Below are 24,661 nucleotides of genomic sequence, written 5' to 3'. Positions count from 1 at the left end.
AACGGGACGACCCTAGCGCACGGCTGTTTAACATCCTGTGAAGGTCGTAAATGCATCCATCTTAACCACGGATTTACCAACGGCCTGTAGTGATAATCGGGTCGTTATCTTTAGGGAAAGGATGGCCATGATCGACTGGTCCAGGGTCAGACAGCTGCGGGACGAGGTCGGCGCCGACGAGTTTGACGAGGTAGTGGAAATCTTTCTCGATGAGGTGCAACAAGGCCTGGAGCATTTGCAGGTCGATGATGATCGGTCTGACTTCGAACAGCATCTACACTCCTTGAAGGGCAGCGCGCTTAGTCTGGGATTCAGGACATTGGCCAGGCTCTGCCAAGATGGTGAGCGCCATTCGGCACAGGGTCAGGCCGCAACCGTCGATATCGCCGAAATAGTCGGCACATTCCGGACCTCAGCAACGGAGTTTCAGGCAGGATTGAACGAGCTCTGAGCGGCGCCGTACAGGCAGCAAACAGGTACACTAGCGATGGGTGACAACCCGGCCCTGTATATTGTCTGTTTCAAACGCAGCTGATCCATCGCCGCGACAGACAACATTGCAGTCTGGTCATTTGCTCAGATCACAAACTGGGCGAGGGTCTCGTCCTCGGTGATATCCGTAAAAGTGAACCCGGCTTCATCCAGATGCGCGAACAGACGGGCAAAGTTTTCGGGCTTGCGGGTTTCGATACCAATCAGAACCGAGCCGAAGTTACGTGCCGATTTCTTCATGTATTCAAACCGCGCAATGTCATCCTCGGGGCCAAGGATGTTCAGGAACTCTTTCAATGCGCCAGGGCGCTGTGGCAAGCGCAGGATGAAGTATTTCTTCACCCCCAGATAGCGCTGCGCGCGTTCCTTGACCTCGGGCAGACGTTCGAAATCGAAGTTGCCACCAGAGGTTACGCAGACAACGGTTTTCCCTCGGATAAAACTCTGAATATCGCTCAGCGCCTCAATCGCGAGGGCCCCGGCGGGTTCCAGAACGATGCCTTCGACATTCAGCATATCGATCATGGTTGTGCATATGCGGTCTTCGGACAGGACCAGAGCATCCGACAGATGACGGGATTTCAGCAATTCGAACGGTTTTTCACCGATCCGACCAACCGCAGCACCGTCAACGAAATTGTCCACCTGATCCAATGCCACCGGATGTCCTGCTGCCATTGCCGCGTGCAGACAGGCACCGCCTTTGGGTTCCACAAACAGGCAATGGGTTCGATCGCCAAACCACGTAGCCACGCCCGCAGACATGCCGCCACCGCCTACTGGCAAAAGGATGTGGTCCGGCAACCCACCCAACTGCGCTTCGATCTCAACCGCAAGCGAGGCTTGCCCTTCGATCACATCAACATCGTCAAAGGGCGACAGAAAATGGCCGCCCTGTTCGGTGCACCACGCCTGCGCGGCGGCCAACGTGTCATCGAAATAGTCGCCGGTCAGATGAATCTCGATATTGTCGCCGCCGAAGATACGAGTTTTCTGGATTTTCTGCTGCGGCGTCGTCACGGGCATGAAGATCACACCCTTCACATCCATGTGCTTGCACATAAAGGCCACGCCCTGCGCATGATTTCCCGCGCTGGCGCAGACAAACAGGTTCTGCCCCTGCTGTTTGCGCATGGCGTTGAACGCACCGCGGATCTTGTAGGACCGCACCGGGCTGAGGTCCTCACGTTTCAGCCAGATATCGGCCCCGAAACGATCAGACAGATGGGCATTGCGCTGCAGAGGCGTCACCGGAAACACAGAGCGCATCGCCTGTTCGGCAGCGCGGGCGCGGGTCATGAAATCACTCATGCCGGTTTCCCTGCCCCATCATCGCTGAAAGAGCAAGGAATACATATGTGTACGAGTTCAGGTCAGCTGGCGCTTTTCAACGAACACGCCGTACATGGTGGTCAAGATACTGACATTGATCAGCGGCAAAACCAGAACCCCAAAGAACAGTGAGAGCAAAACACCCAGAACTGGGATGAAAGCGAGCGCTGTAAAGACCAACTGGACCACGACCTGGAACACAAAGCTTACAAGCAAAAGAACGATGATCGCACCACCCGCACCGGCGGTGTTGTTCCAAGCTTGCCCAAGTGTCAACGGTTGCCCAATCGCTGCTGCAGGCAGGATTATGGACAAACGGTAGAAGCCGATGATGAGGAAGACGACAAGGACAATGACAAACACAACTGACAATGCTCCACCGCCCAGCGCTGAAAGTACCGCGCCCGCCGGCAGGAACGCGATGGCCATCAGGATACCCAACAGAAGAACCCGCCCGAAATAGGCCAGAATTCTATCGAACCGGAAGGTTGGGAAAATACCTCTTGGATATTCCTCAAGCAGGACAAAGCGGTGCCACGACACCACAATCCAGAACATCGTCACAAATATCACCACCATAAAGCCCACCAGGAAGCCAATCACCGATCCGCTCGAAACGCCCGCAGGTAACTCTCCGGTGGTTGTATTGAGTTGATCCAGCGGAACGTCCAATACAAAAAACAGGGCGACAATCACCGCTGTCGCAACCAAAGATGGCCCGAACGTAATCTGCAAAACCTGTTTGAGATTCCCAATAACCATCCGCACCGAATGTGCAAAAATCTTCCAACCCAGCATCTGAAATCTATCCCTTCAACCAATCCTTGTTTTCTTTCCTTCTGTTTCACCCCAAATCCCGACCTGCGTCAACGCAGATAACTTGCCCCCGCGTTCAAAACCCGCTAGGGGCCAGTCGTTCTACGCATAAAGGGAAGTCAGATGTCCGCGCCCAAGAAAGTTGTTCTGGCCTATTCCGGTGGCCTTGATACCTCGATCATCCTGAAATGGCTGCAGACCGAGTATGGTTGTGAGGTCGTAACCTTCACCGCCGATCTGGGTCAGGGCGAGGAGTTGGAGCCCGCCCGCAAGAAGGCCGAGCTGCTGGGGATCAAGCCCGAAAACATCTATATTGAGGACATCCGCGAGGAATTCGTCCGCGATTTCGTCTTTCCGATGTTCCGCGCGAATGCGCAGTATGAGGGCCTGTACCTGCTGGGCACCTCGATTGCGCGCCCGTTGATCTCGAAACGTCTGGTCGAGATTGCCGAGGCGACCGGAGCGGATGCCGTATCTCATGGCGCGACCGGTAAGGGCAACGATCAGGTGCGGTTCGAACTGGCCGCTTACGCGCTGAACCCTGACATCAAGGTGATTGCCCCGTGGCGCGAGTGGGACTTGTCCAGCCGCACCAAGCTGCTGGAATTTGCCGAGGCCAACCAGATTCCGATCGCCAAGGACAAGCGGGGCGAGGCACCGTTCTCGGTTGATGCCAACCTGCTGCACACCTCATCCGAGGGCAAGGTTCTGGAAGACCCCGCCGATATGGCGCCCGATTACGTCTATCAGCGCACGGTCCACCCCGAGGACGCGCCGAATAAACCAGAATTCATCGAGATCGGGTTCGAAAAAGGTGACGCGGTCAGCATCAATGGCGAGGCGATGAGCCCGGCCACCATCCTGACCAAGCTGAACGAATATGGCGGCAAGCACGGCATTGGGCGTCTCGATCTGGTCGAAGGTCGCTTTGTTGGCATGAAATCGCGCGGTATCTATGAAACACCGGGCGGCACAATCCTGTTGGAAGCACACCGTGGCATCGAATCCATCACCATGGATCGGGGCGCGATGCATCTGAAGGACCAGCTGATGCCTCAATATGCAGAGCTGATCTATAACGGCTTCTGGTACTCGCCCGAGCGGGAAATGTTGCAGGCCGCCATCGACAAATCTCAGGATCATGTCACCGGCACCGTGCGCGTGAAGCTGTACAAAGGTCTGGCATCGACCGTGGGCCGCTGGTCGGAACACTCGCTGTATTCCGAGGCGCACGTGACCTTCGAAGAGGATGCTGGTGCCTACGATCAGAAAGACGCTGCGGGATTCATCCAACTGAACGCCCTGCGCCTGAAACTGCTGGCAGCACGCGACAAACGGCTGTCAAAGTAAGACACACGGCAAAGTTGCAACATACGAATTCTGTCGCAACTTTGCCGTAGAATTACCTGCTTGTGAGATGATTGATACCGCGAGCTGATTCAAATCCGGGTCAGCCGAATTCAATCTATTTTATTGAGGCGGTCATGCAGACAGATGGACAGCAAGGAACCCCCAGGGATTTTGAGTTCCGAGGCTCCGCTAGAGAATATTTTGGCATCTGGATTGTTAACCTATTGTTGTCGATCCTGACCCTGGGCATCTACAGCGCCTGGGCCAAGGTTCGGACCAAGAAGTACTTTTATCAGAACACCTATGTAGCTGGGCGCAGCTTTGATTATCACGCAACCGGCCTGCAGATCCTGATCGGTCGGATCATCGTAGTTGCGGGCATCGTTGCCTATTCTGTTCTGGCAGCGATTCCGCTTGTCGGCCTGATCATGCTTCTAGGGCTGCTGTTCTTGATCCCTTACCTACTGGTCCGCTCCTTGCGGTTTCAGGCGCGCATGTCCAGCTGGTCAAATGTGAGGTTCAATTTCCACGGAACCACCGGATCGGCGGCGGCCAATTACTTCCTCTATCCCATTGTTTCGGCGCTGACGCTTTATACCACATGGCCCTTTGTCACCCGCTCGATCCAACGGTTTCACGTGAATGGGCACAGCTTCGGGAAAACGCCGCTGAATTTCGACAGCCCAATCGCACCGTTCTACAAAGCCTTCCTTGCGGCCGCAGCCTGGGTCTTCATTGCCTTGGTCCTGTCGGTGACCCTTTTTGGCTTTGGCCTTTCGAGCCTCAGCGCGCTTCAGACGCTGGAAAGTGACCCGGAAAACATCGCTGCCTTGATTTCCGTTGCCTCGCTTTATGGGTTCCTTCTGTTGGCCATCATCCCGGCGACGATCATCTATCACGCCATGGTGCGCAACACGGTCTATAACCACTCGGTTTTGGGTGAAAACCACCGTTTTCACTCCAACATTTCTGCCCTGCACCTTCTGTGGATCACCGTTTCTAACCTGATCGTTGTTGTCATGACATTGGGCCTGATGCTGCCCTGGGCACATGTGCGTCGGGTGCGGTATCTGGCAAACCACACCATCTTCATCCCCGGTGGCCCGCTGGATGAGTTTGTCGATGAGGTCACCACAAATGTAAGCGCCATTGGCGATGCTTATGGCGATATCGAAGGGTTCGATATCGGCATTGCGGTCTAGGCCTGTGGCCGATCCGACCAATGATCAAGGCGCGTCCGTCACCGGGCGCGCCTATCCTGCGTTAAGTTCGCGTGAACTGCCGTGCCGGCTGGCGATCGGCACCAACACCACTTGGCTGATCGATGACAAGGGCCAGATCCTGACCCGCTGCAACCCTGATGAATTGCAGATCGAACCGCGCATCGGCCAGACCGAACGCCGGGTTATCTTTGCCGATGGTACATTGTTCCTGACAGATCAGCACGCGGCGCTGGAACATCTGGTCGGGGGCAACAGTGGATCAGTTCTGCATGGGTTTGAACGGTTTCACCCTCGCCTGATCGTCGTCACGATGGCCTGTCTGGCCGGCGCCTGGGCGGTGTGGAAGTTTGGGCTTACGCTGCTGGTTGCGCTGGCGGTCTGGATGACTCCGCCGCCGCTGGTTGCAGCGATTGACGCCGGGGTGATGCAGTTTGTGGATCGCTTCATAGCCGAACCCAGCGCCCTCTCCGACAGCAAAAAGGCCGAGGTGCAAGACAGCTTTGACCGTATTCTGGCCGCTATGGGCGCGGACGCGCAGGATCACGACTACCAGCTAGAGTTTCGCCACATGCCGGGTATGGGTCCAAACGCCTTTGCCCTGCCAAATGGCACCATCGTGATTACGGATGATCTGATTAACCTCGCCTCTACCGATGCCGTGGCCGGGGTGATCGGGCATGAGATGGGGCATGTCGCGGAACAGCACGGGCTGCACCAGGTCTATCGCTCGGCCGGAGGGTATGTGCTGATTGGCTTGCTGGCAGGTGATACCGGGCCGATCCTTGATGAGATCCTGCTTGAGGGAAATCTGATCCTGTCCCTGTCCTTTTCCCGCGAACATGAATTATCGGCGGATCGTTTTGGCGTCGATCTGGCCGCGAAGGCGGGGTTCGATCCCGGCGGGCCGGAAGAGTTCTTTGATCTGATGGCTGCCCGATTTGGCGACCAAGATGACGGCTGGTTCAGCACACATCCCGGTTTCGATGACCGAAAAGACAATCTGAAATCCCTTACCCAAGGTCATTAGATCGCGGCCCTTGCCTGTGATTTTGAAGCCCCCTAACCCTGTTCTGGGATCAGGAGGGGTCATATGGAACTCAGCACTATTGTCGAAGGCATTCAGAAAAACCTTGTCGGGCGCAACTTTGATGGGTCGTTGAAATTCGATTGCGGCGATGCCGGTGTGATCGTTCTGGCCGACAATCAGGCGACGACGCAGGATCAGGACACGGATTGCACCATCCGTATCTCGCAAGAGAACCTGACCAAGCTGTTGACCGGCAAGCTGAACCCGATGACCGGTATTGCTATGGGCAAGCTCAAGATCACGGGCAATATGGGTGTGGCGATGAAGCTGGGGCAGTTGCTGGGCTAAGGCGATAAACTCGTCTCACCAGCGCGTGAGAACAGATGTCAGCGCGTTGCGCCCGGGGGTTTCCCAAGGCAGTCTGATCATGGAAGGAGACCCACCATGATCCGAACCACATACATTGACGCTGTCAAACCTTGGCTTCTGTTTGCGCTGATCCTCATCGTCGCAATGCTGCGCGCCGCGCCTGCACCGGCTGCCGGTACCGAGACGCTGACCGTGGCCGGGGGGTGTTTCTGGTGCGTTGAATCCGATTTCGAATCCGTGCCGGGCGTGGTTCAGGCGGTCTCGGGCTATACCGGGGGCGCAACGGCGGACCCGACCTATGGCGAGGTAACCAAAGGCGGCACCGGCCATTATGAGGCTGTTCAGATCACCTTTGATCCGGACCGTGTTTCCCGTGAAACCCTGCTGAACCTGTTTTTCCGCTCGGTCGACCCTACGGATGCGGGCGGACAGTTCTGCGATCGGGGAGAGAGTTACCGCACAGCGATTTTCGTCTCTAATACAGGCGAAAAGGCGTTGGCTGAGGCTGCAAAATCCAAAGCGCAGAACGTCCTGCGTCAAACGATTGTCACCCCGATCCTGCAACAGGATCGGTTTTACCCGGCCGAAGCCTATCATCAGGATTACTATAAGGGCGATAAACTGGTCTTTACGCGGTTCGGTCCCAAACGCCAGCGCAACGCCTATAAGGCCTATCGCAAAGCCTGCGGTCGCGACGCCCGCGTCAAACAGCTGTGGGGCAGTGACGCGCCTTTTGCCGGGTCTTAATCAAAGCGCGCTTCGCGCACTTCTTTCAGATCAGGAATGACATCCGCCGTACCGTGCCGTGTCACCATCAACGCGGCAGCCCGGTTTGCCTGCAATATGGCCTGCTCCATCGGCATGCCACGATCCATTCCTGCCAGAACGTAACCTGTGAACGTATCGCCCGCACCAGTTGTGTCCACCGCCTGAACCTTGTGAGCCAAAAAATCCGAGGTCGTCCCCTTATGATGATATCGCGCGCCCTTTGATCCGAGGGTCACAATGACATGCTCTATCCCCAACTCGGATAGGCCCTGTCCGGTTGCCTGCCGCAGCTGCTCGGCCTCGACCTCATTTAGGATCAGGAAATCCAGATACGGAAGAACCGCCTGCACCGCATCGGCTTGAAAAGGGGCCGCCGCGTAACAGACAGTCAGCCCCATTTCGCGACCCATTTTTGCGGCTTCGACCTGCAAGTTGGTTTCGTTTTGCGTCACAATCAGATCACCCTGATCCGCCGATGACAGCGCCTGGCCCAGTTGATCTGACGTAATTGCATGATTCGCGCCTTGAAACAGGATGATGTTGTTTTCACCCTCGGCGTCTACGGCGATAATGGCGTGCCCGGTAGGATCTGAAACTTCGGCAATCCACCGGGTATCGACGCCATATTCGGTCAGCCTGTCACGCGCCCAGCGTCCGTCGGGCCCTATGGCCCCAATATGGGCCACCCGCGCTCCGGCCCGCGCGCCGGCGACGGACATATTCGCGCCCTTGCCGCCCAGAAACCGATCCAAACGGTTGGCCGAAAGCGTCTCACCCGCGCCCGGCAGGTGTGGCACATCATAAATCATGTCTGCGTTGATCGAGCCTAGATTCCAGATTGTCATGGCTTAACCAATATCGCAGGAGGCCAGAATGGCCATGTTCAGAATGTCATTGGCCGTCGATATGGTCGAACAGATCTGAATCGGCTTGTCGATGCCCGACAAGATCGGGCCGATCACCGTGGCCCCACCCATTTCCTGCATCAACTTGGTCGAGATCGAGGCCGAATGCCGTGCTGGGACAATCAGGATATTCGCCGGTCCGGTCAGGCGCTGGAACGGATAGTTTGCCTGCTGGTCGACATTCAGCGCCACGTCCACCGTCATTTCACCTTCGTATTCGAAATCTACGCCACGCTGATCCAGAACGGCAGGAGCGCGGTGCATCTTTTCGGCCCGCTCCGACACCGGGTAGCCAAACGTCGAAAAGCTGACAAAGGCAACGCGCGGTTCCAGCCCCATATGGCGGGCAACGGCTGCTGAACGCTCGGCGATATTGGCCAGATCGTTTTCGTCCGGCCATTCATGGACTAGAGTGTCGCCGATCAGCACGATCCGCCCCTTGTGCAACAACGCCGTCACACCGGCCGCGCCACGGGTCGCATCTGCGTCGAACACATGGTTGATCCGATCCAGCACATGCGCCGATTTACGCGTCGCGCCCGAGACCAAACCGTCGCCATGCCCATGCGCCAGCATCAGCGATGAAAACACATGCCGGTCGCGCGCGGCAAGTCGATGAATATCCTTTCGATCAAAGCCTTTACGCTGCAGGCGATCGTACAAAAAGTCAGAATAGGTATCGAGATGCGCAGTGTTGGCGGCATTCACGACCTCCAGCTCACGCACAGCATCGCCCAGCCCGGCCTCTTCCAGCTTTTGCTTGACGTCATCCGGGCGGCCTACGACCAGCGCCTTACCAAAGCCCGAGCGTTGATACATCACCGCAGCCCGCAGCACACGCGGATCGTCGCCCTCGGCAAAGATCATTCGGCTTTGCGCCTGACGGGCCCGCGCGTTCAGGCCGCGCAGAATGCTGGCGGTCGGGTCCATGCGGGATTTCAGGCTCAGCTCATACGCGTCCATGTCGATAATCGGGCGCCGCGCCGCGCCGGTATCCATCCCGGCCCGCGCAACGGCGGGCGGAATGCGGTGAATCAGGCGCGGATCGAAGGGTGTCGGGATAATATAATCGCGCCCAAAGGTCAGCGACTTACCATAGGCCATCGCGACCTCATCCGGGACATCCTCGCGCGCAAGGTTGGCCAGGGCGTGGGCACAGGCAATTTTCATCTCGTCATTGATGGCGCGGGCGTGGATATCCAGCGCGCCGCGGAACAGGTAGGGAAAGCCCAACACGTTGTTCACTTGGTTCGGATAATCGCTGCGCCCGGTGGCGACGATGGCATCCACGCGCACTTCGTGGGCCTCTTCCGGCGTAATTTCCGGATCGGGGTTTGCCATGGCAAAAATCACCGGGTTATCGGCCATGCTGGCGACCATATCTTGCGTCACAGCCCCTTTGACCGACACGCCCAGAAAGACGTCTGCGCCTTTCATGGCGTCTTCCAGCGTACGCAGATCCGTGGTGATCGCATGGGCCGATTTCCACTGGTTCATGCCCTCGGTCCGGCCCTGATAGATCACGCCTTTGGTGTCACACACGATGCAGTTTTCATGCCGCGCGCCCATGGACTTGAGCAGTTCGATACACGCTATCCCAGCAGCCCCGGCACCGTTCAGAACAATCTTCACATCTTCGATCTTCTTGCCCGAGATACGCAGCGCATTCAGCAGGCCCGCCGCACAGATCACCGCCGTGCCATGCTGATCATCGTGGAAGACGGGGATATCCATTTCTTCCTTCAGGCGCTGTTCGATGATGAAACACTCGGGCGCCTTGATGTCTTCCAGATTGATGCCGCCAAAGGTCGGGCCCATCAGACGCACGGCGCGGCAGAACTCATCCGGGTCTTCGGTGTCCAGCTCGATATCGATTGAGTTTACGTCAGCGAAACGCTTGAACAGGACTGACTTGCCCTCCATCACCGGTTTTGAGCCCAGCGCGCCCAGATTACCAAGACCCAAAACCGCCGTCCCATTCGAAATCACGGCGACCAGATTTCCCTTGTTGGTATAGTCATAGGCCGTTTCTGGATTTTCCGCGATTGCTTCACATGGAACAGCTACTCCGGGGCTGTAGGCCAGCGACAGGTCGCGCTGCGTGGTCATGGGAACGGTGGCTTGTACCTCCCACTTGCCAGGAGTTGGGTCCAGGTGAAAGGCCAGCGCCTCTTCGTTGGTGATCTTCGCTTTGGGCATTTGATACGTCGTTTCTCTGCAACTACGGGGCTTCTGCCTCATAGCGCAGGCACGCGCGCGCCTCAACGAGAATACTTTTGCCTTTCGCACCAGATGGCGGATTTGTAAGGTCGCGACCGAACGCCGTCAAAAGGGATCAGCCTTGTCCACAGTCACGCCGATGATGGCGCAATATCTCGAAATCAAAGAGGCCCATGCCGACGCCCTTCTGTTTTACCGGATGGGCGATTTCTACGAGATGTTTTTCGAAGATGCCGTCAACGCCGCCGAGGCGCTGGACATCGCCCTGACCAAACGCGGCAAGCACAACGACGCCGACATTCCGATGTGCGGTGTGCCGGTCCATGCCGCCGAAGGGTACCTGCTGACGCTGATCCGAAAAGGCTTTCGCGTGGCCGTTTGCGAACAGATGGAAAGCCCGGCTGAGGCCAAGAAGAGAGGCTCTAAATCAGTTGTAAAGCGCGGTGTTGTCCGGCTGGTGACACCCGGAACACTGACCGAGGACGCGCTGCTAGAGGCACGCCGCCACAACTTTCTGGCCTGTTATGCCGAGGTGAGGGATGAAGCGGCGCTTGCCTGGGCCGATATCTCAACCGGGGCGTTTCACGTGATGCCTTTGACCTCTGTGCGCCTAAGCCCTGAACTGGCACGGCTGGCCCCGTCGGAGCTGATCGTGGCGGACGGGGCCGAACAGGTCCTGCACGAACCTGCCCGCGATCTGGGCATCTCACTGACGCCCATCGGCCGTGCCAGTTTCGACAGCACGGCGGCTGAAAAGCGCATCTGCGCTTTGTTTCACGTGGGCGCGCTGGACGCGTTTGGAAATTTTGGCCGGGCCGAAGTGTCCGCTATGGGCGCATTGATTGACTATTTGGAGATCACGCAAAAAGGCAAATTACCACTGCTACAAACGCCGCTGAAAGAATCCGAGGACCGCGTGGTGCAAATCGACGCCGCAACACGCCGCAATCTGGAGCTGACCCGGTCGCTGTCTGGCGGGCGCGCCGGATCGCTTTTGTCGGTGGTTGACCGTACGGTGACGCCGGTCGGCGCGCGGCTGTTGGAACAGCGCCTGTCCAGCCCCTCGCGCAATCTGGATGTGATCCACGGGCGGTTGGATGCGGTAAGTTTTACAGCCGATGACAGCCTGATCGCCCAAGATCTGCGCGATGCCTTGCGCAAAACCCCCGATCTGGACCGCGCCTTGTCGCGCCTGTCGCTAGATCGTGGCGGCCCTCGCGATTTGGCCGCCATCCGCAACGGGCTGGCGCAGGCCGCAACCATCGCCGAACTGTGCAATGCCGGAGATCTGCCGGTATTGCTGGCCACTGCGGTGCAAAACCTGACAGGGTTTGATGATCTGCTGACCCTGCTGGATGAGGCGCTTGTGGCCGAACCGCCCCTGATGGCGCGCGATGGCGGCTTCATTGCCCCCGGCTATGATGTGGAACTGGATGAAGCCCGGACCCTGCGCGACGAAGGTCGATCCGTCATCGCCGGGTTTCAGCAGAAATACTCCGAGCACACCGGCATCACCTCACTGAAGATCAAGCATAACAACGTGCTGGGCTATTTTATTGAAACCACGGCCACCCATGCCGAGAAGATGTTGAACCCGCCGTTCTCCGAAACCTATATCCACCGGCAAACCACGGCCAATCAGGTGCGGTTCACCACTGTCGAACTCTCCGAGATCGAGACCCGTATCTTGAATGCGGGCAACCATGCTTTGGAAATCGAAAAGCGGCTCTATCAAAGGCTTTCTGATGAGATTCTTACCCGTGCTGCGCAGCTGAACCAAGCCGCGCGCGGGCTGGCAGAACTGGACTTAACCACTGCGCTGGCCGATCTGGCACGGGGCGAGAACTGGTGTCGCCCGCAGGTCGATGCCTCTCGTGCCTTTGATATTCAGGGCGGGCGGCATCCGGTTGTTGAACATGCGCTGCGCCAACAAAGCGGTGACGCGTTTATCGCCAATGATTGTGATCTCAGCGCGGAAGGTGGTGCTGCAATCTGGTTGCTGACCGGCCCCAACATGGCGGGTAAATCAACCTTCCTGCGGCAGAATGCGCTGATCGCCCTGCTTGCCCAAATGGGCAGCTATGTTCCCGCCGAACAAGCCCATATCGGCGTGGTCAGCCAGCTGTTCAGCCGTGTCGGGGCATCTGACGATCTGGCCAGGGGGCGGTCGACCTTTATGGTTGAAATGGTCGAAACCGCCGCCATCCTCAATCAGGCCGACGATCATGCGCTGGTCATCCTGGATGAAATCGGACGCGGGACGGCCACCTATGACGGGCTTTCCATCGCCTGGGCCACGCTCGAACATCTGCACGCCGCCAATAGATGTCGCGCGCTGTTTGCAACGCATTATCACGAGCTGACCGCGCTGGCCGGAAATCTGGTAGGTGTCGACAACGCCACCGTTGCGGTCAAGGAATGGGAGGGCGAGGTGATCTTTTTGCACGAGGTTCACAAAGGCGCCGCGGATCGATCTTATGGTGTCCAGGTGGCGCAACTGGCTGGCCTGCCGGCATCCGTTGTCGAACGTGCCCGCGTTGTGCTGGACCAGCTGGAGAAAACCGAACGCGAAGGCGGCAAGCAAAAGGCTTTGATCGACGATCTACCGCTGTTCTCGGCTGCCCCGCCGCCACCGCCTCCCCCAAAAGCTTCACCCGTTGCGGATATGTTGGGTGAGATCTTGCCGGATGAGCTAAGCCCGCGCGAGGCATTGGACCTGATCTATAAATTGAAAGAGGCGGCCAGATCCTGACCGCCTCAATAATTGATTGATATCTTAGGTGCTTAGCTTGCCGGCGTGGACGACACACCTACCTGCGCGGGGCGCAAGAGCCGGTCGTACAGCATAAAGCCTTCTGCAGATACCTGGATGATGTCACCAGCGCGTGTTCCGGGCACAGGGGCCTCGAACATCGCCTCATGCACATTGGGGTCAAACCGATCGCCAACTTCTGGCGTGATCACCTGAATCCCGTGTTTCTGAAACACGTCCTTAAGCGCGCGCATGGTCAGTTCAACACCTTCCAGCAAAGCGCCTGCGACCTCTTTCTGCTCGTCGGTTGCGGCCTCAAGCGCGCGTTTCATATTGTCATAGACCGGCAGCATGTCACGAGCCAGTTTCGAGCCGCCATATTGTTCAGCATCGCGCCGTGCCTTGTCGCCGCGCTTGCGCGCGTTTTCCGCATCGGCCAATGCACGCATGAATTTGTCTTTGTAGTCGTCGCGCTCGGCGCGCAGCTCATCCAGCTCCAGCGCTTCTTCGCTGATCTCAGCAAATTCATCAGCCAGCTCTTCGGCCTCGGCCGTTGCGATATCGTCCAGAAAATCTTCGTTCTTGGGCTCTGCCATCTCTTACCCTCTAGCTCCGGTCGGATATCAGTTTGCCGACCAGTTGCGCCGTATAATCCACGATCGGCACGATCCGTCCATAATTCAGACGTGTGGGCCCGATGACCCCAACCGCACCGATTATCTTACGATCAGCGTTCATATATGGAGACACCACCAAAGAGGAACCCGAAAGTGAGAAAAGTTTGTTCTCAGACCCGATAAAAATGCGCACACCTTCGCCTTCTTCGGTCAATTCCAGAAATTCGGCGATGTCGCGCTTGCGTTCGAGGTCGTCAAACAGGGTGCGAATGCGCTCCAACTCATCTGCTTCGCCACGTTCACCCAGCAGATTCGCCCGCCCTCGGACGATCAAACGAGCCGAGTCGCCATCATCCCCGTCCCATGCGGCCATGCCGCTGTCGACCATTTCACGGGCCAGCACGTCAATTTCCTGTTTCCGCACATCGATCTGGGTCAGCATCTGACGGCGAACCTCGCTGATGGTGCGGCCCTCGATCAGCGCGTTCAGAAAATTCGCCGCTTCCCGCATCGAGCTGGGCGTTTGCCCGGGTGGCGGCTTGAACAGCCGGTTTTCCACCTGACCGTCGGAAAAGACCAAAACCACCAGGGCCCTGTCATGCCCAAGCGACACAAATTCGATATGTTTGATTTCCGCTTCGTGTTTCGGCGTCAAAACCAGCGAGGCCCCTTGTGTCACGTGTGACAAGGCCGCGCCGACACGATCAAGCATCCCGCCGACATCCCCCGAGTTAGCGCCCAGTGTGTCGTCCAGCTTCTGCCGGTCATCCGCGCCCAGATCACCGACCTCCAGCAATCCGTCCACGAACATCCGTAACCCGTGTTGCGTCGGAATCCGCCCCGCACTGACATGAGGGCTGTCGAGCAGGCCCAGAAACTCAAGATCCTGCATCACATTGCGAACCGTCGCCGCACTGACTTTTTCCGACAAAGTGCGCGTCAGGGTACGGCTGCCGACAGGCTCACCGCTATCCAGATAGCTTTCGACAATCAGCCGAAACACCTCGCGCGACCGGTCATTCATCTCGTTCAGAATTTTGCTTGCGTCACTCATCGGCAATCCTCTGCTGGATGGCCATTAAATAGCAGGTAGGCGAAAGGTCAATCAGGGTTGCATCCTGACGCTGCGGGGCGGTATCCCCAAACCAGCAAACAAAGGAATTCCCATGCGACCCTCAGGACGTGATCTAAACGAAATGCGCGCCGTTTCAATCGAAACGGGATTTACCAAACATGCCGAAGGTTCCTGCCTGATTAAGATGGGCGATACCCATGTGTTGTGCACTGCCACGATCGAAGATCGCGTGCCACCGTTCATCAAGGGTTCGGGCCTGGGCTGGGTTACCGCTGAATACGGCATGCTGCCCCGTGCGACCAATACACGGATGCGGCGCGAGGCTGCCAGCGGTAAGCAGGGTGGTCGTACCGTGGAAATCCAGCGTTTGATCGGCCGTGCCCTGCGTGCAGGTGTCGATCGGGTTGCCTTGGGTGAACGCCAGATCACCGTCGACTGCGATGTGATCCAGGCCGATGGTGGCACCCGATGTGCCTCGATCACAGGCGGTTGGGTTGCGCTGCGTCTTGCGGTCAACAAGCTGATGAAAACGGGTGACGTGATCTCGGACCCGCTGGTTGACCCGGTTGCGGCCGTGTCCTGCGGTATTTACGCCGGTCAACCGGTGCTGGATCTGGATTACCCCGAAGACAGCGAAGCCGGCGTGGACGGCAACTTTATCATGACCGGGTCCGGCAAATTGATCGAAGTTCAAATGAGCGCCGAGGGCTCGGTCTTTAGCCGCGTTCAGATGGATCAACTAATGGATCTGGCTGAACAGGGCGTTAGTGAACTGGCTGCTGCGCAAAAGGCCGCCACCGCATGACCCGCAAGTTCGACGGCGACAGGTTGCTGGTGGCCACGCATAACAAAGGCAAGCTTGAGGAGATGGCACATCTGCTTGAACCCTTTGGCGTCAGTGTTATCGGCGCCGCGGACATGGACCTGCCTGAACCGGAAGAGACCGAGGATACATTCGTCGGCAATGCCCGGATCAAGGCCCATGCCGCCGCCAAAGCCACCGGCCTTCCTGCCCTGTCGGACGATTCCGGGATCACCATCGACGCGCTTGACGGGGCGCCGGGCGTTTACACCGCCGATTGGGCAGAAACCGGCAATGGCCGCGATTTCCTAGTGGCGATGACACGCGCACATGGGGAGCTTGAGGCGAAGAACGCCGCCCATCCCCGCACCGCACAATTTCGTTGCACGCTGGTTTTGGCTTGGCCCGACGGGCATGATGAGGTGTTCGAAGGCATCGCCCCCGGCCATCTGGTCTGGCCCATTCGCGGTGCGGACGGCTTTGGTTATGATCCAATGTTTGTGCCCGAGGGTCATGACATTACCTTTGCCGAGATGGATCGCTGGGAAAAGAACAAGATCAGCCATCGCGGTCGCGCGGTTGAGATGTTCGTGAAAGGCTGCTTTGGCGGATGATTGGCGCAATGGGGGCTTTGGCCTGTATGTGCATTGGCCCTTTTGCGAGGCCAAATGCCCCTATTGCGATTTCAACAGCCATGTTTCAAGAAATATTGATCAAAAGCAATGGCTTGATGCATATCTGGTCGAGTTGCGCCGTAGTGCTTCCGAAACCCCCAACCGTGTCCTGAACACCATATTCTTTGGCGGCGGCACCCCGTCTCTGATGGATCCCGAAACCGTCGCCGCAGTGATTGATACCGCCCGCGCCCTTTGGCACGCCGCCAATGACATGGAAATCACACTTGAAGCCAATCCCGGCTCGGTCGAGGCGGGACGGTTCGCTGCCTACCAAGAAGCAGGCGTCAACCGTATCTCGATGGGGGTACAGGCGCTGAATGATGACGATTTGCGCCGGCTGGGCCGCATTCACAGCGTGGCCGAAGCGCGGGCTGCTTATGACATAGCCCGTCATTGTTTTGAACGGGTCAGCTTTGACCTGATCTATGCGCGGCAACATCAAACCCTTGATGCCTGGCGCGCAGAGTTGACCGAAGCCCTGTCGATGGCGGTCGATCACCTGTCGCTGTACCAACTGACCATAGAAGACGGAACCGCCTTTGGTGATCGCTATGCCGTGGGCAAGCTACGCGGCCTACCCTTGGATGATAGCGCCGCCGATATGTATCTGGCCACGCAAGAAATCTGCGAGGCTCATGGTCTGCCCGCCTATGAGGTATCGAACCACGCCCGCCCCGGCGCGGAATCACAGCACAATCTGATCTATTGGCGCTATGGTGACTATGTCGGCATTGGCCCCGGCGCCCATGGGCGGATCACCCAGAATGGCCAGAAATACGCGACTGAAACCTATCTGAATCCGCAGCGGTGGTTGGACGCGGCTTCCTGTGGTAGCGGAGAGAAAGAACGCGCCGCATTGTCGCGTGAAGACCAGGCAAGTGAATACCTTATAATGGGCCTTAGGATTACCGACGGGCTAGATATAGATAGATATACGGAAATATCAGGCCACCCCTTACCACAAGACCCATTGGGCCATCTTCAGGATATCGGCATGGTTCAAATGCTGGATGGTAAACTGATGGCCACAACCGACGGGCGGGCCGTCTTGAACGCGGTGATCCGCGAACTTTTGGGATAGACCATGCAATATCTGTGGGCAGGGCTTGGATTGTTATGCGTCGGGCTGGCCGCTGTTGGGGTGGTGCTTCCCCTACTACCAACGGTTCCATTTCTGCTACTCGCCGCCTTCTTCTTTGCCCGCTCGTCTTCACGGCTGCATAGCTGGCTGATAACGCACCGACTGTTTGGCCCAATGATCGTCGATTGGCAGAGTTCAGGCGCGATTCGTCCGGCCGCAAAAAAGGCGGCCACCCTGTCGGTCACCGCCGTATTTGGACTATCGGTCATGATGTCTGCGCCGTCTCATGTCCTGATCATCCAGGCGATTGTACTAGGCGGCGTGATGTTCTTTATCTGGACCCGCCCTAGCGGCTGAGCTTGGAACAAAGATCATCCAGTTGATCCAGGTTCTCATAGGTCAGGACCACCTGCCCCGTTTCCGAGCCCGCTTTGTGATTGATCGCCACTTTCATCGCTAGAATCGCGGAAAGATCCTTTTCCAGCGCCCGGGTATCCGCATCTTTACCCGCATTCAGATCCCGAGACCTTGGTGCCGGTCGGGCCGCATCCCCCTGCTGTTGCTTCTTCACCAGCGCTTCCGTTGCCCGCACCGACAGCCCGTCTTTGACAATTTGCTTTGCAAGATCCGAGGCATTCTCGGCCGTGATCAGCGTCCGTGCATGGCCAGCCGATAATTTTCCTTCTATTACAAGGGTTTGTACATCCATTGGCAGGGACAACAGGCGCAGCAAATTGGCAATATGACTGCGGCTTTTGCCCAATGCTTCAGCCAGCTTTTCTTGCGTATGACCAAAGCGGTCCATCAGCTGCTTATAGCCGGCCGCCTCTTCCACCGCATTCAAATCCGCGCGCTGAATGTTTTCGATAATGGCGACTTCCAGAACCTCAGTGTCATCAAAATCGCGAACGATAACGGGGATATCATGCAACTGCGCCATTTGCGCCGCGCGCCAGCGGCGTTCACCCGCGACGATTTCATAATCGCCTTCGGCAATCTCGCGGACGATCAGCGGCTGAATGATCCCCTTCTCTTTGACCGAAGCGGCAAGCTCATCCAGATGCTCCCGGGCAAAGGTGCGGCGCGGCTGATTTGGGTTTGCGTGAAGCTTTTCGATTGGAATCGTCAGGTCCGGCCGCCGTGAATCAGTTGGCACGCGTCCCTGGGGCTCTTGTGTGACATCTGCCATCAACGCCGAAAGCCCGCGACCCAACCCTCTTGGTTTTGATTTTCTGGCTGTCACAGGGTCCTCCTAGTACCGCTCAGACTGCGGTTTTATTGTTCTTATGCATGACTTCCCGGGCCAAATGCCGATAGGCCATCGCGCCCAGAGACCCCGAGTCATATTGCAAAACCGGCAACGCGTATGACGGAGCCTCACTGACCCGTACATTTCTGGGTATTTTGGTTTTAAATACCATCTCACCCAGATTGTCACGTGCGTCTTTTTCGACCTGACGGGACAAGTTGTTGCGGTTGTCATACATAGTCAGCACAACACCTTCGATTCTGAGGTCTGGATTCGCAGTCTGTCGCACCTCGCGAATGGTCAGCATGAGCTGGGACAAACCCTCTAATGCGAAGAACTCGCTTTGCAATGGCACCAGTACGGAATGCGCTGCGACCATCGCGTTTACCGTCAGAAGATTCAGCGATGGCGGACAGTCAATCAGGACGAAATCCAGATCGTACTTATCAATAGCAGTCTGGCGTAACGCATCATGCAGTAAATAGCTGCGTTTTTCGTTCGAAATCAGTTCGATATCGGCGGAACTGAGGTCTACCGTAGCGGGGACAACGAGAATGCCTTCAATCTCCGAGTCCTGAACGACCGCATCCAAAGGCGCATCATCCAGAATCAGGTCATAAGTTGTCCAATCTCGATCCTCGACACCTAAACCGGTTGAAGCATTCCCCTGTGGATCCAGATCAACCACTAAAACCCTGCATCCGGCCTCGGCCAGGCCTGCTGCCAAGTTTATGGCTGTTGTCGTCTTCCCAACCCCGCCCTTCTGGTTGGCTACCGCTATGATCCGGGGGCCTGAGGGACGAGATAGATCAACCACGTGATACTCCTTTGACCTTGAGGATGACGGCTTGGGGTTCTGTTAAACTTGTAATCGGATCACAGGTGAAATTCCATTCTTCCTGCGTATCCTGTACCTCTTTTTTCCAGCTTACACCTTTCGGCAACAAAGCGACGCCAGAATCGCCTAAATGTCTGTCACAAAAAGATAATAATACCCCGAGATCTGCCAAGGCGCGGGCAGACAAAACATCTGCATTCAGGGGGTCCACCGCTTCAATGCGTTTCGCCACCACTTTACAGTTTGCGCCACATTCCCGGGATACATTGCGTAAAAACGCAGATTTTCGCTGATCGCTTTCAACAAAGGTGAATTTTGCGTCTGGCGCTTCTTCGATCGCCATAATTGCACAAACCATACCGGGAAACCCGCCACCACTTCCAATATCAACCCAATGCGAAAAGTTCTCGGCACATCGAAAAACCTGAACGGAATCCAAAATGTGCCGTGTCCAGATTTCTGACAAGCTTTTGCGCGATACGAGGTTGATTTTCGGGTTCCAGCGCTCGACAAGGGCAACATATGTTGCCAGTCGATCAAATGTTTCACGTGAAACATTCAGACCGTCAAACAGCTCTTCCTTCATGCTTTGCGCACCCTCTGATCGCGGCGAAGCTTGGCCAACACCAGAGTCAGCGCAGCCGGTGTCACACCCTCTATCCGGCTTGCCTGCGCTACATTCTCGGGACGGGCGTTGGACAACTTCTGCTTCATCTCTGACGACAGCCCATCCAATGCGAAGAAGTCAAAATCACGCGGAATCTCATAGGCTTCATCGCGTTTCATCGCTTCGACATCACGTCTCTGCCGCTCGATATAATTCGCATACAGCGCATCGCGTTCCACTTGCTGCCGAATGCCTGAATCAACGTCCTGCAACTCAGGAATCAAGGGAACAAGATCCTCAAAGCTCACATCAGGAAAGGCCAAAATCGCCATACCATCGCGGCGATTGCCATCCTGATTGACCTCGATACCAGCTTCTCGCACTTCTTTCGGAGTATAGGTATGATCTGTGAGCTTCTTTTTCGCAGCCCCCAACTTCTCCATCTTTTCAGAGAAGTGCTTGCGGCGTGTCTCGCTTACGCAACCTAGGCGTAGGCCAATAGGTGTCAGTCGTTGGTCGGCATTATCGGCGCGCAACGACAATCTAAACTCTGCCCGTGAGGTAAACATCCGATAAGGTTCCGCCACTCCGCGAGTAGTCAGGTCATCGACCATGACGCCAATATAACTGTCGGAACGCGTGAAATGGATTGGATCCCGACCCAAGACCTGAAGGGCAGCATTGAGGCCAGCCACCATTCCCTGAGCTGCAGCTTCCTCATATCCTGTGGTGCCGTTAATCTGACCCGCAAGATATAGTCCTGGCGCCTCAGGCAACGACAGTGATGATGTCAGAACGCGAGGATCTACGTAGTCATATTCGATGGCGTAGCCAGGTTGGAGGATCTCTGCCTTTTCCAGCCCCTTAATGGATCTGACATAGTCGACCTGAACATCCTGCGGCAGTGAGGTAGAAATTCCATTCGGATAGATTGTGTGATCATTCACACCTTCTGGCTCGAGGAAAATTTGATGAGATTCCTTATCAGCAAACCGCACAATCTTATCTTCGATCGAAGGGCAATATCTGGGGCCTATACCGTCAATATGCCCCCCATACATCGCCGATCTGGAAAGGTTCTTTTCAATGATCTCATGTGTTCTGGCATTGGTATGCGTAATCCCGCAAGAAATCTGCGGCGCCACCACCCCCATCGAGAGGAATGAGAACAGCGTAGGTTCATCATCGCCGTCCTGACTTTCGAGACCTGACCAATCAATCGTCCGACCATCCAGCCGGGGCGGTGTCCCCGTTTTCAAGCGTCCTAGCGGCAGGTTAAGGCTATCCAAACGCTCGGCCAGCTTTACCGAGGGACGGTCCCCCATACGGCCGCCAGGGCGCGATACGTCACCAATGTGAATAACCCCTCGCAAAAATGTCCCAGACGTCAGGATCACAGCGCTGGCCCGTATTTCAGACTCATCCGCCAATCGAATTCCGGTAACAGCAGATCCATTCACCAGGAAATCTGTCACCTCGCCGACTACGACGCTGAGGTTCGGCTGTGCCGTGGTTTCTCGCTGCATCGCAGCTCGGTACAAAGCCCTGTCTGCCTGCGTTCTGGGCCCCTGCACAGCGGGGCCTTTACGGCGATTCAGCAAACGAAACTGAATTCCCGCCTGGTCTGCGACGCGCCCCATCACCCCGTCCAACGCGTCAATTTCGCGAACAAGATGCCCTTTCCCGAGGCCCCCAATAGCCGGGTTACAGGACATTACGCCGATATCAGTGGCCGACAGAGTCACAAGGGCGGTAGTCGCACCCATCCGGGCGGCCGCATGGGCCGCCTCTGTTCCGGCGTGGCCCGCTCCGATAACGACGACGTCAAAATCCGAATGTTTCACGTGAAACACTCCTTACTTTCCCAGGCAGAAGCTTGAGAATATTTCATCCAACAAGTCTTCTACACCAATTCTGCCAACCAAAGCTTCCAAAGCGCGGATCGCGGTCCTCAGTTCCTCGGCTGCAATATCATACAGGTCGGGACCTGATTCCAGAACAGCGATTGCAGCACTAAGTGCGTCGCGCGCTGTGATCAGCGCTATACGATGCCTTTCACGCGTGGCGATACCATGGGTAGTAGTACGATCACCCAAAACACGCGATATGTTGGAAATCAACCGATCCACACCCTGCCCGGTTTTCCCTGAGATTCCTTCATCAGAACTGTTTCTCAGATCGGATTTCGGAAGAACCTGAATATCTCCTTCCAACATCTGAACGCCCAGCTCTTTTGGATCATCAGTCAGAAATACGCGCAGATCGGCGGCCTCGGCGCGCTTTTTGGCTCGCTCAATTCCCAGGCTTTCGACGTGATCGTCGGTTTCCCGCAAGCCCGCTGTATCCAACAAAGTAACGGGAAGTCCCTCAAGGTCCATTCGAACTTCAATCACATCGCGCGTAGTGCCGGCATATTCCGACGTGATCGCTGCATCGCGACCGGCCAGAGCGTTCAGCAATGTCGACTTTCCAGCATTTGGCAAGCCAACAATCGCAACCTCGAACCCGGTTCGAATGCGTTCTGCAATACGAACCCCTTCAGCTTCACGTTGTAGATCTGCAATGACATCTGTGATCAACTGGCGCACTTCAGGGGTAACATCGGTTGGCACCTCTTCATCGGCAAAATCAATCACTGCCTCAAGCAGCGATGCGGCGCGAATCAAATCGCGCCGCCAGCGTTCAGCCAAATTCCCAAGCTCTCCGGCCAGAATGATCTGTGCCTGCTTGCGTTGAGCCTCTGTCTCAGCGTCGATCAGATCGGCAAGGCCCTCGACCTGTGTCAAATCCATTTTGCCGTTTTCCAAGGCACGGCGGGTGAATTCCCCGGGATCAGCCAGGCGCAAACCATCCATGTCCGCAAGGCAGCGCATGACGGCGTTGACCGCCGCTGTACTGCCGTGAATCTGTAGCTCTGCCACGTCTTCGCCAGTAAAGCTGGCCGGGGCCTGGAAGGTCAGAACTACACCATCATCCAGGCGCGATCCGTCTTTTCCATACAAGCTGCGTACCCGCATCCCGCGGGAGGGCAAAGCAGCACCGGAAAGAGCAGCCGCGGCAGGATGCGCCAAGGGGCCCGAGAGACGGATGACCGCCACCCCTGCCTTGCCTTGCGCGCTGGCCAAGGCGAATATCGTATCCATTCGACCGCCTCGCTTGCGTCCAGGACCTGTGTCAGGTGTTCATCGAATCGAAGAACTCGCCATTTGTCTTGGTCTGTTTCAACTTGGACAACAGGAACTCGATCGCATCGGTAGTGCCCATCGGGTTCAGGATACGGCGCAGAACAAAGGTCTTGGCCAGATCACCCTTATCGACCAGCAAATCCTCTTTCCGCGTACCGGATTTGAGGATGTCGATAGCCGGGAACACGCGCTTATCTGCGATCTTACGATCCAGAACAATTTCCGAATTACCGGTGCCTTTGAATTCTTCGAAGATGACTTCGTCCATCCGGCTTCCGGTATCGATCAGCGCGGTGGCGATGATGGTCAGCGAGCCGCCCTCTTCGATATTCCGTGCCGCACCGAAGAAGCGCTTGGGCCTTTGCAAGGCGTTTGCATCGACACCACCGGTCAGAACCTTACCCGAGGATGGAACCACGGTATTAAATGCCCTACCAAGTCTTGTGATCGAGTCGAGAAGAATAACAACATCTCGTTTATGTTCGACCAAACGCTTGGCTTTTTCGATAACCATCTCAGATACGGCAACGTGGCGGGTGGCGGGTTCATCAAAGGTCGACGACACGACCTCGCCCTTCACCGAACGCTGCATGTCGGTCACTTCTTCCGGCCGCTCGTCGATCAGTAGGACGATCAGATAGCACTCAGGGTGGTTCTTTTCGATCGAGTTCGCAATATTCTGCAGGATCACCGTCTTACCGGTCCGTGGCGGTGCCACAATCAACGACCGCTGACCTTTACCGATCGGCGAAACCAGATCGATGACACGGGCGGACTTGTCCTTGATGGTTGGATCTTCGACTTCCATCTTCAGGCGCTCATCCGGATAAAGCGGTGTCAGGTTGTCGAAAGCAACTTTATGCCTGGCTTTCTCGGGATCTTCGAAATTGATCTTGGTGACCTTGATCAGTGCGAAATACCGTTCGTTCTCGTCCGGCGCCTTGATATCACCTTCGACCGTATCACCGGTGCGCAACGAATGCTGGCGGATCATTTCTGGCGAGACATAGATATCATCAGGACCGGGCAAATAGTTCGCCTCGGGCGAACGCAGGAACCCGAACCCATCTTGCAGAACCTCAAGTACGCCATCGCCGCCCACGGTCCAGCCTTCATCTGCGCGTTCGCGCAGAATCTGGAACATCATCTCGCCTTTTCGCATGGTCGAGGCGTTTTCGATCTCAAGCTCTTCGGCCATCGCCAGAAGGTCTTTGGGGCTTTTGGCTTTCAGATCGGCCAGATTGAGGGATTCATTAGACATGATGATAAGAACCTT

At 56.5% G+C, this 24,661-nt stretch carries 23 protein-coding genes; 11 read left to right on the top strand and 12 right to left on the bottom strand.

Annotation, left to right across the window (positions count from 1 at the left end):
- The first annotated feature begins 121 nt into the window (after window positions 1-121).
- Window positions 122-451, top strand: coding sequence for an Hpt domain-containing protein (locus AC2FLB_RS14700; RefSeq protein WP_496709512.1), 330 nt, complete (start codon window positions 122-124; stop codon window positions 449-451).
- A 125-nt stretch (window positions 452-576) separates the two neighbouring features.
- Here AC2FLB_RS14700 and ilvA read toward each other — a convergent pair whose 3' ends face one another.
- Both ilvA and AC2FLB_RS14690 read right to left on the bottom strand, forming a co-directional pair.
- Window positions 577-1,803 (bottom strand): threonine ammonia-lyase IlvA, encoded by a 1,227-nt coding sequence (gene ilvA, locus AC2FLB_RS14695; RefSeq protein WP_496702886.1) that lies wholly within the window; start codon window positions 1,801-1,803, stop codon window positions 577-579.
- A gap of 57 nt (window positions 1,804-1,860) precedes the next feature.
- Window positions 1,861-2,622: a hypothetical protein gene (locus AC2FLB_RS14690; RefSeq protein WP_496709511.1), complete on the bottom strand. Its 762-nt coding sequence runs from the start codon at window positions 2,620-2,622 to the stop codon at window positions 1,861-1,863.
- A 141-nt stretch (window positions 2,623-2,763) separates the two neighbouring features.
- Between AC2FLB_RS14690 and AC2FLB_RS14685 the strand changes: the two genes are divergently transcribed.
- The 5 genes from AC2FLB_RS14685 to msrA all read left to right on the top strand — a co-directional run bounded on the left by AC2FLB_RS14685 (window position 2,764) and on the right by msrA (window position 7,356).
- Window positions 2,764-3,990, top strand: a complete 1,227-nt coding sequence (locus AC2FLB_RS14685) for an argininosuccinate synthase (RefSeq protein ID WP_142637390.1) — start codon at window positions 2,764-2,766, stop codon at window positions 3,988-3,990.
- Window positions 3,991-4,217: 227 nt separating this feature from the next.
- On the top strand, window positions 4,218-5,192 hold the full coding sequence (locus tag AC2FLB_RS14680; protein WP_496707359.1) for a YjgN family protein: 975 nt from the start codon (window positions 4,218-4,220) through the stop codon (window positions 5,190-5,192).
- Window positions 5,152-6,240 (top strand): M48 family metallopeptidase, encoded by a 1,089-nt coding sequence (locus AC2FLB_RS14675; protein ID WP_496692606.1) that lies wholly within the window; start codon window positions 5,152-5,154, stop codon window positions 6,238-6,240. Before AC2FLB_RS14680 ends, AC2FLB_RS14675 begins: the two co-directional genes overlap by 41 nt.
- A 63-nt stretch (window positions 6,241-6,303) precedes the next feature.
- Window positions 6,304-6,588 carry an SCP2 sterol-binding domain-containing protein gene (locus tag AC2FLB_RS14670; protein WP_496692605.1) on the top strand — a complete coding sequence of 95 codons (285 nt, stop codon included), beginning with the start codon at window positions 6,304-6,306 and terminating at the stop codon, window positions 6,586-6,588.
- Window positions 6,589-6,684: 96 nt separating this feature from the next.
- Window positions 6,685-7,356: a peptide-methionine (S)-S-oxide reductase MsrA gene (gene msrA / locus AC2FLB_RS14665; protein WP_496709510.1), complete on the top strand. Its 672-nt coding sequence runs from the start codon at window positions 6,685-6,687 to the stop codon at window positions 7,354-7,356.
- Here msrA and AC2FLB_RS14660 read toward each other — a convergent pair.
- Both AC2FLB_RS14660 and AC2FLB_RS14655 read right to left on the bottom strand, forming a co-directional pair.
- Window positions 7,353-8,222 (bottom strand): ribokinase, encoded by an 870-nt coding sequence (locus AC2FLB_RS14660; RefSeq protein WP_496709509.1) that lies wholly within the window; start codon window positions 8,220-8,222, stop codon window positions 7,353-7,355. The two genes, msrA and AC2FLB_RS14660, sit on opposite strands and share 4 nt — an antisense overlap.
- Window positions 8,223-8,225: 3 nt before the next feature.
- Window positions 8,226-10,481 (bottom strand): NADP-dependent malic enzyme, encoded by a 2,256-nt coding sequence (locus AC2FLB_RS14655; RefSeq protein WP_496709508.1) that lies wholly within the window; start codon window positions 10,479-10,481, stop codon window positions 8,226-8,228.
- Between the two features lie 160 nt (window positions 10,482-10,641).
- Between AC2FLB_RS14655 and mutS the strand changes: the two genes are divergently transcribed.
- Window positions 10,642-13,254: a DNA mismatch repair protein MutS gene (gene mutS / locus AC2FLB_RS14650; protein ID WP_496709568.1), complete on the top strand. Its 2,613-nt coding sequence runs from the start codon at window positions 10,642-10,644 to the stop codon at window positions 13,252-13,254.
- 32 nt (window positions 13,255-13,286) lie between these two features.
- On the opposite strand, the gene AC2FLB_RS14645 is transcribed toward mutS, so the two are convergent.
- Both AC2FLB_RS14645 and hrcA read right to left on the bottom strand, forming a co-directional pair.
- A complete protein-coding gene (locus tag AC2FLB_RS14645) occupies window positions 13,287-13,850 on the bottom strand; it encodes a nucleotide exchange factor GrpE (RefSeq protein ID WP_142637400.1) in 564 nt (187 codons plus the stop codon).
- 10 nt (window positions 13,851-13,860) lie between these two features.
- On the bottom strand, window positions 13,861-14,925 hold the full coding sequence (gene hrcA / locus AC2FLB_RS14640; protein ID WP_496690208.1) for a heat-inducible transcriptional repressor HrcA: 1,065 nt from the start codon (window positions 14,923-14,925) through the stop codon (window positions 13,861-13,863).
- Between the two features lie 112 nt (window positions 14,926-15,037).
- Between hrcA and rph the strand changes: the two genes are divergently transcribed.
- Genes rph through AC2FLB_RS14620 form a run of 4 tightly spaced genes read left to right on the top strand, consistent with a single transcriptional unit; the run spans window position 15,038 to window position 17,863 of the window.
- Window positions 15,038-15,751: a ribonuclease PH gene (rph, locus tag AC2FLB_RS14635; protein WP_496692602.1), complete on the top strand. Its 714-nt coding sequence runs from the start codon at window positions 15,038-15,040 to the stop codon at window positions 15,749-15,751.
- Window positions 15,748-16,362, top strand: coding sequence for an RdgB/HAM1 family non-canonical purine NTP pyrophosphatase (rdgB, locus tag AC2FLB_RS14630; RefSeq protein ID WP_496709507.1), 615 nt, complete (start codon window positions 15,748-15,750; stop codon window positions 16,360-16,362). The genes rph and rdgB overlap by 4 nt, the downstream gene beginning before the upstream one ends.
- Window positions 16,352-17,506 carry a radical SAM family heme chaperone HemW gene (gene hemW / locus AC2FLB_RS14625; RefSeq protein ID WP_496692600.1) on the top strand — a complete coding sequence of 385 codons (1,155 nt, stop codon included), beginning with the start codon at window positions 16,352-16,354 and terminating at the stop codon, window positions 17,504-17,506. Before rdgB ends, hemW begins: the two co-directional genes overlap by 11 nt.
- Before the next feature lie 3 nt (window positions 17,507-17,509).
- Entirely contained in the window at window positions 17,510-17,863 is a 354-nt protein-coding gene (locus AC2FLB_RS14620; RefSeq protein WP_142637410.1) for a YbaN family protein, read from the top strand.
- On the opposite strand, the gene AC2FLB_RS14615 is transcribed toward AC2FLB_RS14620, so the two are convergent.
- From AC2FLB_RS14615 to rho, 6 genes are read right to left on the bottom strand one after another with little or no spacing between them, the layout of a single operon-like run.
- On the bottom strand, window positions 17,853-18,749 hold the full coding sequence (locus AC2FLB_RS14615) for a ParB/RepB/Spo0J family partition protein (protein ID WP_142637412.1): 897 nt from the start codon (window positions 18,747-18,749) through the stop codon (window positions 17,853-17,855). The two genes, AC2FLB_RS14620 and AC2FLB_RS14615, sit on opposite strands and share 11 nt — an antisense overlap.
- 19 nt (window positions 18,750-18,768) lie before the next feature.
- Complete coding sequence (locus AC2FLB_RS14610; RefSeq protein ID WP_142637414.1) at window positions 18,769-19,572, bottom strand: ParA family protein; 804 nt, start codon at window positions 19,570-19,572, stop codon at window positions 18,769-18,771.
- Complete coding sequence (rsmG, locus tag AC2FLB_RS14605; RefSeq protein ID WP_496709506.1) at window positions 19,565-20,179, bottom strand: 16S rRNA (guanine(527)-N(7))-methyltransferase RsmG; 615 nt, start codon at window positions 20,177-20,179, stop codon at window positions 19,565-19,567. The genes AC2FLB_RS14610 and rsmG overlap by 8 nt, the downstream gene beginning before the upstream one ends.
- A complete protein-coding gene (mnmG, locus tag AC2FLB_RS14600; RefSeq protein WP_496709505.1) occupies window positions 20,176-22,044 on the bottom strand; it encodes a tRNA uridine-5-carboxymethylaminomethyl(34) synthesis enzyme MnmG in 1,869 nt (622 codons plus the stop codon). Before mnmG ends, rsmG begins: the two co-directional genes overlap by 4 nt.
- A gap of 12 nt (window positions 22,045-22,056) precedes the next feature.
- The gene (gene mnmE / locus AC2FLB_RS14595) at window positions 22,057-23,343 is read right to left on the bottom strand and encodes a tRNA uridine-5-carboxymethylaminomethyl(34) synthesis GTPase MnmE (protein ID WP_496698689.1); all 1,287 of its coding nucleotides are present in this window, start codon (window positions 23,341-23,343) and stop codon (window positions 22,057-22,059) included.
- A 31-nt stretch (window positions 23,344-23,374) separates the two neighbouring features.
- The gene (gene rho, locus AC2FLB_RS14590; protein WP_142637421.1) at window positions 23,375-24,646 is read right to left on the bottom strand and encodes a transcription termination factor Rho; all 1,272 of its coding nucleotides are present in this window, start codon (window positions 24,644-24,646) and stop codon (window positions 23,375-23,377) included.
- Between the last annotated feature and the right edge of the window lie 15 nt (window positions 24,647-24,661).

The sequence above is a fragment of the Ruegeria sp. CDSA236 genome (assembly GCF_059611285.1).
Note: the sequence above shows the minus strand (reverse complement) of the source record. Positions and strands in the feature narration are given on the sequence as shown.